Below are 12,872 nucleotides of genomic sequence, written 5' to 3'. Positions count from 1 at the left end.
AAAGTTACCTGGTTGCTGTTTAGCCAGCCAAGGTTGAAACATTCCGCAAACTTGTATTAAATCACTGGTCTGTTTCGCGTAATAAAACTCTATTCCATGATTTCGCAAGGAGGATCTATGTCCGACGTCGTAACCTATAACCGCGAAGGCGCCATCGGCGTTATCACCGTTAACTACCCGCCGGTGAACGCGCTCAGCCACGCCGTCCGTACCGGCATCCAGGGCGCCATTCAGCAAGGTCGTGATGATGCGGACGCGAAGGCTCTCCTCATCGTATGTGACGGTCGTACCTTTATTGCCGGTGCAGACATCCGTGAGTTCGGCAAGCCCATGCAGGAGCCGGGGCTGCCGGAAGTGGTCAACTTCATCGAAGCCACCGACAAGCCCGTCGTCGCCGCCATCCATGGCACCGCCCTCGGTGGCGGTCTGGAAGTGGCCCTGGGTTGTCACTATCGCGTTGCCGTGCCCAGCGCCAAGGTTGGCCTGCCGGAAGTCAAGCTGGGCCTGCTGCCCGGTGCCGGTGGTACCCAGCGTCTGCCGCGCCTGACCGGTGCCCAGAAGGCCCTGGAAATGATCACCAGCGGCGAGTTCGTGGCCGCGAAGGACGCTGCCCAGTTGGGCATTGTTGATGAACTGGCCGACAACGACGACGTCAAGGCTGCCGGCCTGGCGTTTGCCCAGAAGGTTGTCGATGAAGGCAAGCCGGTGCGCCGGGTCAGCGAGCAGAACGACAAGCTGGAAGCCGAGAAGGGCAGCGATGTATTCGACAAGTTCCGCGAAGGCCTGAAGAAGAAGGCCCGTGGCCTGCTGGCACCGTTCAAGTGCACCGACGCGGTGGAAGCGGCCTTTACCTCTGCCTCCTTCGAGGAAGGCATGAAGCGCGAGCGCGAACTGTTCGGCGACCTGATGGACTCTGATCAGCGCGCTGGTCTGATCCATGCGTTCTTTGCCGAGCGTGAAGTTTCCAAGGTTCCGGGCCTGCCCAAGGACACCCCGGTCCGTGAGATCAAGACAGTGGGTGTGATCGGCGCCGGTACCATGGGTGGCGGTATTGCCATGAACTTTGCCAACGCCGGCATTCCCGTGACCATTGCGGAAGTGAAGCAGGAAGCCCTGGACAAGGGCCTGAGCATTATCCGCAAGAACTATGAAGCCACTGCCAAGAAGGGCCGTATCACCCCGGAGCAGGTCGAAGAGCGCATGAGCCTCATCGACGGCACCCTGACCTACGACGATTTCAAGGACAAGGACTTGGTGATCGAGGCCGTGTTCGAAAGCATGGACCTGAAGAAGAAAATCTTCAGCGAACTGGACGAGAAATGTAAGCCCGGTGCCATCCTGGCCTCCAACACCTCCACCCTGGACATTGACGAGATCGCCTCTGCCACCAAGCGTCCGGAAGATGTCATCGGCCTGCACTTCTTCAGCCCGGCCAACGTTATGAAGCTGCTGGAAATCGTTCGCGGCGAGAAGACCTCCGACGAAGTGAAGGCCACAGGCATGGCGCTGGCCAAGAAGATCAAGAAGGTCGGTGTACTCGTCGGCAATTGCAACGGTTTCGTGGGCAACCGCATGCTGCACAAACGTGGTGCTGAAGCCATGGCCCTGGTGGACCATGGCGCCAGTCCCCAGCAGGTGGACAAGGTGCTGACCGACTTTGGCTTCCCCATGGGTCAGTTCGCCATGGGTGACCTGGCGGGTATCGATATCGGCCACAGCATTCGCGAAGAGCGCCGCAAGGCTGGCGAGGATGTACCGCCGAGCTGGATGGACAAGCTGGTAGAGAAGGGCCGCCTGGGTCAGAAGACCATGGCCGGTACCTACAAGTACGAGGAAGGCAACCGCAAGCCGATCCCGGATCCGGAAGTGGACCAGATCATCGCCGATTTCCGTAAGGAGCAGGGTATCGAGCCCCGCGAGATCAGCGATCAGGAAATCCTCGAGCGCTGCATGTACGTGATGGTCAACGAAGGCGCCAAGATTCTGGACGAGGGTATTGCTGACCGCTCGCTGGACATCGACATCACCTGGATCTACGGCTACGGCTTCCCGGCCTACCGTGGCGGCCCCATGTTCTGGGCGGACCAGATCGGCCTGGACAAGATCCTGGATGCGGTCAAGAAGTACCACAAGGAAGTCGGCGGCAAGCAGTGGGAGCCGTCGCCGCTTCTGGAGAAGCTGGTAGCCGAGAACAAGAAGTTCGGCGACCTGTAAGCAGCTACTGATTTGCTGCGGCCTGGTCTCCCCTCTCCCCTGGAGGGAGAGGGGCCGGGGGTGAGGGGGGAGCGGCCCATTCCGATGCTCGTTTCAGGCACCCTTCGGGTGCTCCCCCTCACCCTGGCCCTCTCCCGCGTTGGGGAGAGGGGATGTACTGCCCAACACGCAGTCCGCAGCAAAACCTTTTTCAAGAGGACAAAAGAATGTCTGATGCAGTTATCGTCTCCACTGCCCGTACCGGTCTTGGCAAGTCCTACCGGGGTGCGTTGAACAATACCCACAGTGTTGATATCGCTGGCCACGTTATCCAGCACGCCGTTGAGCGTGCCGGTATCGACCCGAACATCGTCGAGGACGTGATTCTCGGCGCCACCTTCCACGAAGGTGCACAGGGCAAGAACATGGCCCGTCTGGCCGCTGTTCGCGCCGGACTGCCGGTGACTACCGCCGGCCTGTCCATCAACCGGTTCTGTTCCTCCGGCCTGCAGGCCATCGCGCTGGCCTCCCAGCGTGTGATCTCCGAGAAGGTGCCGGCCATGGTCGCCGGTGGTGTCGAGTCCATCTCCCTGGTACAGAACGACAAGCTGAACCAGTTCCGCGCCACCAACGAGTGGCTGATGAAGAACAAGCCGGAGCTGTACCTGTCCATGATCGAGACCGCGGACATTGTGGCCCAGCGCTACGGTGTCAGCCGCGAGGCCCAGGACGAGTATGCGCTGATCTCCCAGCAGCGCACCGCTGCCGGTCAGGAATCCGGCAAGTTCGATGACGAGATCGTGCCCTACGATGCCACCATGCTGGTGAAGGACAAGGAAACCGGTGACGTCAGCGAAAAGCAGGTCACTTTGACGAAGGACGAGTGCAACCGTCCGAACACCACCCTGGAAGGTCTGCAGGGCCTGGACCCGGTGCGTGGTGAAGGCAATTTCGTCACCGCCGGTAATGCGTCCCAGCTGTCCGACGGTGCCTCCGTGTGTACGGTGATGAACAGCACCTACGCCGAGAAGAACAACATCGAGCCCATGGGCATCTTCCGTGGCTTCGCCGTCGCTGGTTGCGAGCCGGACGAGATGGGTATTGGCCCGGTGTTCGCCATCCCGCGTCTGCTGGAGCGCAATGGCCTGACCATGGATGACATCGACCTGTGGGAGCTGAACGAAGCCTTCGCCTCCCAGGTGGTCTACTGTCGTGACCGTCTCGGCATTCCTATGGAGAAGCTGAACGTCAATGGTGGCTCCATTTCCGTGGGCCACCCCTACGGTGTCACCGGCTCACGCCTGACCGGCCACGCCCTGATCGAGGGCAAGCGCCGCGGCGCCAAGTACGTGGTGGTGACCATGTGTATCGGCGGCGGACAGGGCGCCGCCGGCCTGTTCGAAGTGGTATAACAGGGCGGATCGAAGAGGGGGCGGGCGAGAGTTCGCCCCCTTTTTTGCTTTTAGCCACGGAATCCACGGAAGGACACGGAAAGAAATGATCGAAAGAGAGAAACAGATCAGCACGGATGAAACGGTTAAAATGTAAAAATCTTTTGTCTTTGTCCGTGTTCTTCCGTGGATTCTGTGGCAAAGATTCCAAAAAATGAGGAAAACATCATGAGTCGTCAGGCCAAAGCTGTCGTTTGCCGAGAATGGGGTAAGCCTGTTGAGGTGGAAACCATCACCGTTGATGCCCCCAAACGGGGCGAGGTCACCATCAAGGTGGCTGCCTGTGGCGTCTGCCATAGTGACCATTCCGCCACGACTGGCAAGATCCAGTACCCGCCACCCCTGGTGGTTGGTCACGAGGCCGCCGGTGTCGTGGTCGATGTGGGTGAGGGCGTAACCGGCCTCAAGGAAGGCGATTACGTGGTTAGCACCTTCATTACCATGTGTGGCAAGTGCCGCAACTGTGTTCGTGGTCGTCCGGTGCTGTGTGAAAACGCCAAGAAGTCCATGGTCACTCTGCCGGACGGTACCGTGCGCACCCACGGCAAGGACGGTGAGGATCTCTACGTGTTCGGCGCCTGCGGGGTGATGGCGGAATACGCCACCCTGCATGAGGACAACTGCGTCAAGATCGACGAGGGTGTGCCCATGTCCAGCGCCGCGTTGGTAGGCTGTGCGGTTATTACCGGTGTCGGTTCGGTGTTCAATACCGCCCAGCTGGAGCCGGGCTCCCGTGCGGCCGTATTCGGCATCGGCGGTGTTGGCCTGAACGCCATTCAGGGTTGTGTGACCGCCGGCGCTGAAATGGTCATCGCCGTGGACACCAACGAGAAAAAGCTGGAGATGGCGAGGGAATTCGGCGCCACGCACACCATCAACATCAACGAGGTGGACGACGTCAGCAAGGCCATCAAGAAACTGAGCGGCGGTGGCGTGGACTATGCCTTCGAGTGCGTGGGCAACGGCAATGTCGTCGAGCAGGCGTTCAAGGCCCTGGGCCGTGCCGGTACCGTAGTGGTGGTCGGCGTGGCCGACATGAAGGACAAGACGTCCATCAGCACCTTCGCCCTGCCCGCCGACGAGCGTACCCTCAAGGGCAGCTGGCTGGGTTCGGCAAGACCCCAGTACGATTTCCCGAGAATCCTGAATCTTTACAAGGCCAATCGCCTGAAGCTGGATGAACTGGTCACCCAGACCTACAGCATTGACGAGGCGCCCCAGGCGTTTGAAGACATGCTGGAAGGCAAGAACGCCCGTGGCGTGATCATTTTCGAATAACACAGACTCCCATAAGGAGCGCAATAATGAACAACCTCAGCAAGAACTACATCAACGGCCAGTGGGTCGACTGGTCCGGTGACACCATCGACGTTCACGAGGGCACCAAAGGCGAGGTGATCGCCAAGGTTCCGTCCTCTGACCGGGCTGCCATGGAGCAGGCCATCGACGCTGCCGATGCGGCGTTTGAAAGCTGGAGCGAAACCCCGCTGGAGCAGCGCATCAAGGTGATCAAGCAGCTGCACGAAGGCCTGCAGAAGCGCGCCCCGGAAATCGCCCAGGCGGTCGCCAGGGAAGTAGGTATGCCCATCAAACTGGCGGGCATGATCCAGGCCGGCATGCCGATGAAGGTGACCGAAACCTACCTGGACATGCTGCCGGACTATCCGTTTACGGAGAAGTCAGGCAACTCCGAAGTGCAGTACACACCGGTGGGCGTGGTTGGCTGTATCACCCCCTGGAACTACCCGCTGCACCAGGTGATCCTGAAAGTGGTTCCGGCACTGGCTGCTGGTTGCACCATCGTGCTCAAGCCCAGTGAGGTGTCTCCACAGAGCGCCTTTATCCTGGCGGAAATCCTGGATGGCACCGACCTGCCCAAGGGCGTGTTCAACATGGTCTGTGGCCTGGGTCAGGAAGTGGGCGACACCCTGATCAAGCATCCGAAGGTGCGCATGGTGTCCTTCACCGGGTCCACCCGTACCGGGAACCTGATTGCCCACGCGGCCGCGGATGACTTCAAGCGCATTGCCCTGGAGATGGGCGGCAAGTCTGCTTCCGTCGTCCTGCCGGATGCCGACCTGAAGGAATCCGTGAAGGGCACCTTTATGAACTGCCTGATGAACAGCGGCCAGACCTGTACCGCCCTGACCCGTATGCTGGTGCACAAGGACCAGCACGACCAGGCCTGCGAGATTGCCGGTGGCATTGCCAATGGCGTGGTACTGGGCGATCCGCTGGACGAGAACACCCGTCTGGGCCCGCTGGCCTCCGCGGACCAGCTCGACAAGGTGCGTGATTACATCAAGCTGGGTGTTGAAGAGGGCGCGACTCTGGTAGCCGGCGGTGCCGACGCTCCGGAAGGCCTGGAGGACGGCTATTTCGTCAAGCCTACGGTATTCGGTAACGTGGATCCGAACAGCCGTATTGCCCAGGAGGAAATCTTCGGGCCGGTGCTGTGCATCATTCCCTACGAGACTGAAGAAGAAGCCATCCGCATTGCCAATGGCACGCCTTATGGCCTGTCTGGCGCGGTGTTCTCCGGCGATCAGGACAAGGCCAAAAAAGTGGCCGGCAAGATGCGCACCGGCCAGGTGTTCGTCAATGGCGGTGCCTTCAACCCGCTGGCGCCGTTCGGTGGCTTCGGCCATTCCGGCATCGGCCGCGAGTTCGGCAAGTGGGGCCTGGAGGAATTCCTCGAGGTTCGTGCACTGCAGTTGTAATACCCCGGTCTGATCGGGTAAATATAGAAGCCTAACGAAACGGGTAGTCCTGCAGGCATGGGGGCTGCCCGTTTTTTATGGGCCGGTCGGCGGCTTTATCGGCCGCGCCTCCGGGTCACGACACCAACAATGAGAGGACAGCCCCGTGAGCAGTATCTGGACCATTACCCCCACCATTGAAAGCATGCAGGAGCGGGTTGTTAATACCGCTGTCGACAACATGGGCATCGAGTTCACCGGCGCGGGTGACGACTACATCAGTGCCCGCATGCCGGTGGACGCCCGTACCGTGCAGCCATTCGGTATCCTCCATGGCGGCGCTTCGGTGGTGCTGGCGGAAACCCTTGGCAGTGTGGCCACCAACCACTGCCTGAAAAAGGAAGGCACCGCCGGTGTGGGTCTGGAAATCAATGCCAACCACATCCGCTCGGTCAAATCCGGATGGGTCCACGGCACGGCGCGCCCGCTGCACCTGGGCGGCTCTACCCAGGTCTGGGAGATCCGTATCGAGACCGAGGAAGGCAAGCTGGTGTGTATTTCGCGGATTACCATGGCAGTGATCAATCTGTAAGTGCACAGCATTGATTGGTACCCCCTCTCCCCTGGAGGGAGAGGGTTAGGGTGAGGGGGGAGATCCCAACTCCGAGCTTGCCCGCTCCCCCTCACCCCCAGCCCCTCTCCCTCCAGGGGAGAGGGGATCACAGGGGGAGTTCGTCTGAACATTGCGGGCACTCGTCCAACATTCTGAACAACAACAGGAGAACTCTCCCATGCAACTGGGCCTCAAAGGCAAAAATGCCGTCGTGACCGGCGGCAGTAAAGGTATCGGACGTTCCATCGCCCTGGCACTGGCGGCGGAAGGCGTCAACGTGGCCATCTGTGCCCGCAGCGAAGGGCCGTTGAGCGATACGCAGAAAGACATCGAGGCACTGGGTGTCAAAGGCTACAGCGAGGCCTGCGATGTGGCTGACAAGGGCAGCCTTGACGGTTTCCTGGAGAACGCCCGTCGCGAGCTGGGCAGCGTGGATATCCTGGTCAGCAATGTGTCTGCCCTGGGCGCGGGCAACGACCTCAAGGCCTGGGATGCCAATGTCACCCTGGACCTGATGTCCACGGTGCGGGCGGTGGACAAGGTGCTGCCCTGGATGAAGGAGGCCGGCAACGGCAACATCATTATCCTGTCGTCCATCTCCGGTATCGAGGTGGGCACCACCCAGCCCTATGCGGCCACCAAGGCGGCACTGATCAGCTATGCCAAGTCACTGGCGGTGGATCACGGCCCCGAGGGCATTCGGGTCAACAGTATCGCGCCGGGTTCCATCAAGTTTCCCGGTGGCGTCTGGGACAAGGCGGAAAAGGCCAATTCACCCCGCTATCACAGCACCTTGGAGCGGATACCCTGGGGGCGTTTCGGCAAGCCGGAAGAAGTGGCCAACGTGGCGGTGTTCCTGGCCTCGGACGCGGCCAGCTGGGTAACGGGTGCCTGTATTCCGGTGGATGGGGCTCAGCACCGTTCCAATATGTAAAAGCCGGAAGCATGGAAAATGGGGTCAGACCCCAGTTTCTGAGGCTTCAACGGAATTCTGAGGCACCCGCAGGTCGAGAAGACTTTCCGGGACCTTCGAAAAGATGGGCCTTTTCGAAGGATCTACAGGGAAGTATTCACGGCGTGTCCCGGAAAGTCTTCTCGTCCTGTGGGGGCTGGCACCAAAACCAGCAGGCTCGAAATCGGTTCAACCCTCGGTTCAGGGCTTTCCGCCCAGCAATATCCTCACTGCCAGGCAGGCTTCCTCCACTTCTTCGATATTCGGTTCCCGCCCCAGGATAACGTCGGAATACAGGCACGACTCCGCCAGCCGGACCATGAAGTAGGAGAGGCTTTCCACCCGCATGGGTGGCTTTTGCAGATAGCCCCTGTCGATCTGGTCCTGGATCATGATCGTGTTGGCCTCCACGACCCGGCCGTGCATGGTGGAGGCGGAGGAGGTGAGCACCCGCAGGGCGTGCTCCGGGTCCTGCTTGACGAACTTCTGGAGGGGCTTGGCGGTAATCAGTTCGATGTTGACTCGCCGGTAGACTTCCACAATGTAGTCGACGCCATGCCCGGGCGTGGAGGCCACGATCGAACTGCGGATCGGCATATACAATGACCAGAGAATGTCCCCCAGCAGGAGATCCTTGTTGCCGACCCACCGGAACAGGGTCGCCCGGCCAATGCCCAGTTCCTCCGCCAGGTCAGCCAGATGCAGGCGCTCGCCCTTGAGCCAGATGCGCCGGGCCTTGTTGAACGCATCCTCCGGAGTGGCACCGGAGGATCGCTTGCGGGTTTTTTGCAGTTCGCGCTGTAACGGAGAATGAATAACTGCCACGGGGGTCTCACTTCTGGCACGAAAAAGGCAGCAAACATGTTTCAGTTACTACCTTTTTTGACATTGTTTTTGTTACATAGGCTACACGTTTCTGTTGGAATAGAGCCAGCGCTCTATTTTGAGACGATACCTTCCCCGGTAACGTCTCGCAAATGAGTACGACTTTCCAACATATTCAATATAAAAACAATAACCCATTTGGCAAATGGGCCATGAAACCCGGGAGCTGGTGAATGCTGTTTGTATCAGCGCTGTTTTTTTTGTTTCTGGTCACGCTCCTTCTGGCCCGGTATGCCTGGGTACGGCGTGAAGTGCCTGCCGCCAGGGCGGTAGCGGCCATGATGGCCGGGATCAGCTGGTGGACGCTGTGCTACGCCCTCGAGCTGCTCCACGCTTTTGAGCCTGGCCTGGTACCCGAACCGGAAGCCATGCCGTTATTCTGGTTCAAACTGATGTTTGTTGGCGTTTGCGTGCTACCGGCGGCTTTTCTGATCTTCGTGCTGCAGTATACCGGTGTGCGGGAACGCATCAGCCCACGTCTGGTCTTCTGGCTGGCGGTCGAGCCGGTGCTGGTGGTGACCATCGCGCTGACCGACGGTCTGTTCCATGACTGGTTCCTGGCGGGCTTTACCTCAAGCGAGACCCAGCAGTTCAAGGGTGGGCCAGCGTTCTGGCTACACACCCTCTATTCCTACCTGCTTACCCTGGTGGCCTATGCCTTGCTGATCCGGTTTATTGTCCAGACCCGGGTTTATCGCAAGCAGGCTGTCATGTTGTTATTCGGCGGCATGGCGTCATCAATCGCCAACATACTGACGATTCTGCAAGCCCTCCCGGAATCCCTGCAGGGGCTGGATATCAGTCCGTTCGGGTTTATGGTCACCGCAGTGCTCATGTTGCTGAACATCCGCAAGCAGGGTTTTCTGGATGTCATGCCTATCGCCCGGTCGCTGGTTTTCGAACACATGGCCGATGGTGTGCTGGTGACCGACGCCTACGGTCGTCTGGTGGATCGCAATCCCGCTGCCCGTTACTTTTTCGAATACGGCGACCGGAACCTGGAGCGCGGCCTGCCGATCACCGAACTGGTGCCCGGTCTGGTGGACGGTGGCCAGGTGGCGCCTGAAATCGAGGCGAACGGGCGTATTCTCAGCGTTCAGCGCAACCTGTTTCACACGGCCACCGGCAAGTTGCGGGGGGTTGTCTATGGGTTCCGTAATGTCACCGACCTGAAGCAGATCGAAGCAGACCTGCGGGAGCAGCTGAGCAACAACGAGGAACTGCGCCATGCCCTGAAAGAGGAGTCCATCCGGGACCCGTTGACCGGCCTTTATAACCGGCGCTGGCTGGACGAGGTGCTGGAGCGGGAAATACCGCGGGCGCTTCGGGAGCAGAGCTCCCTGAGTTTCTGTCTGATCGACCTTGATTTCTTCAAGCGGGTCAACGACACATGGGGGCATGATGTGGGCGACCGGATTCTGGTTGCCCTGGCCCGGTTGCTGAAAGATGGCAGCCGCAAGCATGACGTGGCGGCCAGGTTTGGTGGCGAAGAGTTCGTGCTGGTGTTGCCGGGGCTGGATGCCACGCGGGGGCGGGAAGTGGTGGATCGGCTACGGCACGCCTTTACTGAACTGGATTTCGGCCCGGACGGGCCCGCCAACCTGACGTTCTCGGCCGGGCTGGCGGTGGTGCCGGATCATGCCACGGATCGGGAGAACCTGTTCAAGATGGCGGACCGGGCGCTGTATGAAGCCAAGGAAACCGGGCGCAACCGGGTGGTGATTAGTGTCCCGTTCAGTTAATTCGCTGACCTGCTGACCTACTGCGTGTAGATCAGCGAATCAACCAAACGGGACACCAGGCAGGGCTGATCCACCAGCCGATAACCGGGGCCCCGGTTATACCCGGAACTGGGATACCAGTTCCCGCAGGCGCTCGCCCAGGCGGGCCAGCTCCTGGCTGGCGTCGTTGGTCTGGGTGACGCCGGTATCGCTGTTCTGGGCCGCTTCCACGATACGCACCACGTTCTGGTTGATCTCCTCGGCCACGTGGCTCTGTTCTTCCGACGCGGTGGCAATCTGGGTGACCTGATCGTGGATATGCTCCACGGACTGCTCGATGGTGTTGAGGGCCGAGCTGGCGTGGTTGATGCGCTCCACGGTTTCCTCGGACAGCCCCTGGGAAGACCGCATGCGATCCACGGCACCGCGGGTTTCGTTGATAAAGCCATCGATCATCTCGCGGATCTGACCGGCGGATTCGCCGCTGCGCTTGGCCAGCTGGCGCACCTCGTCAGCGACCACGGCGAAGCCACGGCCATGTTCACCAGCGCGGGCCGCCTCGATGGCTGCGTTGAGGGCCAACAGGTTGGTCTGGTCGGTGACTTCGTGAATCACGTCCAGCACCTTCTGGATCTCGTCGCTGCGGGCCGCCAGGGCTTCGATGGCTTCCGCGCTTTCCATGATGTTCTGTGACAGCTTGTTCACCGACTGCTGGGAGCCGGCCATGGTCTGACCACCGTCCTTCGCCAGCCTGTCGGCGTCGGAACCGGCCTGCTGTACCTCACTGGCGTTCTTCGAGATCTGGTGAATGGTGGCTGCCATTTCGGTGATGGCCGAGGCGATCTGGTCGGTCTCGGATCCCTGGGTCTGCACTGACGAGCGGGTCTCCTCCGCCACCCGGCTGAGTTCCTCCGCCGCTGATGCCACCTGGTTGGTGGTGTCGCCCACTTCCCGGATGGTTTCATGAATCTTGCTCACAAAGGCGTTGAACTGGCGACCCATGTCGGCAAGTTCGTCGTTACCCTCATCTGGCAGGCGACGGGTCAGGTCGCCTTCACCTTCGGCGATGTCCTGCATGGTCCGGGTGACCCGGTGCAGAGGTACTGTGACCGTACGGCCCATGAACATGCCGAAGCCGACGGCGATCAGCACGATCAACACAGTGATGCCCAGGATGGTCAGCAGGGCGCTGGTGATCTGCTGGTCGATCTCCTCCCGGGCAGCAGCCACGGCCTGTTCGATATCAGTGATATAGACGCCGGCCCCCATGACCCAGTCCCACTTGTCCAGGGTGATGGAGTAGGACAGCTTCGGCTCAGGTGTTTTTTCCTCTGTGGCCGGGTTGTCGAATTCGTAGCGGAAGAACCCGCCACCATTGCGCCCGACCTCGAACAGTTTGGCGAGCAATCCCCGGCTGGCGTCGGTGGAGTCCTCGGAGGGGCCTTCCATGCTTGGATCCGGTGCGTAGATCAACATGTAGGAATCGTCGCGGTAGGCGTAGAGGTAGTTATTATCACCGAAAACGATGGACCGGAGTTTGTCCCGTACCCGTTCCTTGGCCTCATCTTCCGGGTAGGTCCCGCTGTCATACTCCTCGCGGATCAGAGCCCGTGCGCCTTCTACCAGGTTCTTGAGCCCGGTTTTGTGAGCTTCCAGCAGGTTGCTGCGTAACCGCTCGACTTCGGCCTCGCCGTTGGCCTGCAGCTGATCGGTGGTTACCCATGCCACGGCCCCCGCTGTCACCAGCACGGGAACCAGAGTGGCAATCAGCAGACGTGAACGAATGCGCAGTCGCTCAAACAATTTCATGTTAAAACTCCGGGGATTAGTTTAAGGACATCAGGCCAGGAAAGTTGTGCGAATATTAACCGGGTTTGTGGCGGGGCACCGTTCCAAAATGTAACGCGACACGCCGCCTTTGCTTACGTAACGGCTTCTGGTGTTTTTTCTTTAGGGCCCGCTCCGGGTGACCATGGCGACGCTGAAAAACTTCTACGATATGCCTGGTGTCTGGATAGATATTGCCGCTTATCACGACCTGAAGGTTCGCCGCTACCATGTACAGGGGCTGGTGAACGAGATCGACGGCTCCAGGGTCTTCCGGGACGAGTTTCCCGGCAAACGTTATTTCTCGCCCTTCACCCTGCGCCGGCGCCTGTCTGAATAAGGGTGATTTGTTAATTTGTGTCAAAAGAACGTGACTGGTTGCTCGTCAGCGCACAACGATAACCGACATGGCCGTGGTGCGCTGGCAAGTTTCCGGGAAATAATAAAGAATGAGTCCAAATCCCATAATGCCCGCAAGACACACGCGACAGGAGTGGTGACTGTCAGGCTCCTGTTTTGTAGTCAAAACAA

The 12,872-nt window shown here is 59.8% G+C and carries 10 protein-coding genes; 8 read left to right on the top strand and 2 right to left on the bottom strand.

Annotation, left to right across the window (positions count from 1 at the left end):
- Window positions 1-117: 117 nt before the first annotated feature.
- From IE079_RS00785 to IE079_RS00760, 6 genes are all read left to right on the top strand, one after another.
- On the top strand, window positions 118-2,214 hold the full coding sequence (locus IE079_RS00785; RefSeq protein WP_189571400.1) for a 3-hydroxyacyl-CoA dehydrogenase NAD-binding domain-containing protein: 2,097 nt from the start codon (window positions 118-120) through the stop codon (window positions 2,212-2,214).
- Between the two features lie 206 nt (window positions 2,215-2,420).
- Window positions 2,421-3,605: an acetyl-CoA C-acyltransferase gene (locus IE079_RS00780; protein ID WP_189571397.1), complete on the top strand. Its 1,185-nt coding sequence runs from the start codon at window positions 2,421-2,423 to the stop codon at window positions 3,603-3,605.
- A gap of 207 nt (window positions 3,606-3,812) precedes the next feature.
- Window positions 3,813-4,922, top strand: coding sequence for a Zn-dependent alcohol dehydrogenase (locus tag IE079_RS00775; RefSeq protein WP_189571394.1), 1,110 nt, complete (start codon window positions 3,813-3,815; stop codon window positions 4,920-4,922).
- Window positions 4,923-4,948: 26 nt separating this feature from the next.
- Window positions 4,949-6,364, top strand: coding sequence for an aldehyde dehydrogenase family protein (locus tag IE079_RS00770; protein WP_189571391.1), 1,416 nt, complete (start codon window positions 4,949-4,951; stop codon window positions 6,362-6,364).
- A gap of 184 nt (window positions 6,365-6,548) precedes the next feature.
- Window positions 6,549-6,935 carry a hotdog fold thioesterase gene (locus IE079_RS00765; RefSeq protein ID WP_189572853.1) on the top strand — a complete coding sequence of 129 codons (387 nt, stop codon included), beginning with the start codon at window positions 6,549-6,551 and terminating at the stop codon, window positions 6,933-6,935.
- A gap of 199 nt (window positions 6,936-7,134) precedes the next feature.
- The gene (locus tag IE079_RS00760; RefSeq protein WP_189571388.1) at window positions 7,135-7,890 is read left to right on the top strand and encodes an SDR family NAD(P)-dependent oxidoreductase; all 756 of its coding nucleotides are present in this window, start codon (window positions 7,135-7,137) and stop codon (window positions 7,888-7,890) included.
- 219 nt (window positions 7,891-8,109) lie between these two features.
- On the opposite strand, the gene IE079_RS00755 is transcribed toward IE079_RS00760, so the two are convergent.
- Window positions 8,110-8,733: a QsdR family transcriptional regulator gene (locus IE079_RS00755; protein WP_227712228.1), complete on the bottom strand. Its 624-nt coding sequence runs from the start codon at window positions 8,731-8,733 to the stop codon at window positions 8,110-8,112.
- 233 nt (window positions 8,734-8,966) lie between these two features.
- On the opposite strand from IE079_RS00755, the gene IE079_RS00750 reads away from it, so the two are divergent.
- Entirely contained in the window at window positions 8,967-10,535 is a 1,569-nt protein-coding gene (locus IE079_RS00750; protein WP_189571385.1) for a diguanylate cyclase, read from the top strand.
- Window positions 10,536-10,631: 96 nt separating this feature from the next.
- On the opposite strand, the gene IE079_RS00745 is transcribed toward IE079_RS00750, so the two are convergent.
- Complete coding sequence (locus IE079_RS00745; RefSeq protein WP_189571382.1) at window positions 10,632-12,323, bottom strand: methyl-accepting chemotaxis protein; 1,692 nt, start codon at window positions 12,321-12,323, stop codon at window positions 10,632-10,634.
- Window positions 12,324-12,486: 163 nt separating this feature from the next.
- Here IE079_RS00745 and IE079_RS00740 point away from each other — a divergent pair, with 163 nt between their 5' ends.
- A complete protein-coding gene (locus IE079_RS00740; RefSeq protein ID WP_189571378.1) occupies window positions 12,487-12,681 on the top strand; it encodes a DUF1329 domain-containing protein in 195 nt (64 codons plus the stop codon).
- Window positions 12,682-12,872 lie beyond the last annotated feature (191 nt).

This window comes from Marinobacter zhanjiangensis (genome assembly GCF_014651935.1).
In the GTDB taxonomy this organism is placed as follows: Bacteria; Pseudomonadota; Gammaproteobacteria; order Pseudomonadales; family Oleiphilaceae; genus Marinobacter; species Marinobacter zhanjiangensis.
The sequence above is the reverse complement of the archived record's forward strand: the minus strand, read 5'-3'. Positions and strand labels throughout refer to the sequence as shown.

Coding starts and splice junctions, on each gene's coding strand:
- IE079_RS00750 (WP_189571385.1), top strand. CDS start 8,967: ATGCTGTTTGTATCAGCGCTGTTTTTTTTGTTTCTGGTCACGCTCCTT.
- IE079_RS00780 (WP_189571397.1), top strand. CDS start 2,421: ATGTCTGATGCAGTTATCGTCTCCACTGCCCGTACCGGTCTTGGCAAG.
- IE079_RS00765 (WP_189572853.1), top strand. CDS start 6,549: ATGCAGGAGCGGGTTGTTAATACCGCTGTCGACAACATGGGCATCGAG.
- IE079_RS00745 (WP_189571382.1), bottom strand. CDS start 12,323: ATGAAATTGTTTGAGCGACTGCGCATTCGTTCACGTCTGCTGATTGCC.
- IE079_RS00785 (WP_189571400.1), top strand. CDS start 118: ATGTCCGACGTCGTAACCTATAACCGCGAAGGCGCCATCGGCGTTATC.
- IE079_RS00740 (WP_189571378.1), top strand. CDS start 12,487: ATGGCGACGCTGAAAAACTTCTACGATATGCCTGGTGTCTGGATAGAT.
- IE079_RS00760 (WP_189571388.1), top strand. CDS start 7,135: ATGCAACTGGGCCTCAAAGGCAAAAATGCCGTCGTGACCGGCGGCAGT.
- IE079_RS00770 (WP_189571391.1), top strand. CDS start 4,949: ATGAACAACCTCAGCAAGAACTACATCAACGGCCAGTGGGTCGACTGG.
- IE079_RS00775 (WP_189571394.1), top strand. CDS start 3,813: ATGAGTCGTCAGGCCAAAGCTGTCGTTTGCCGAGAATGGGGTAAGCCT.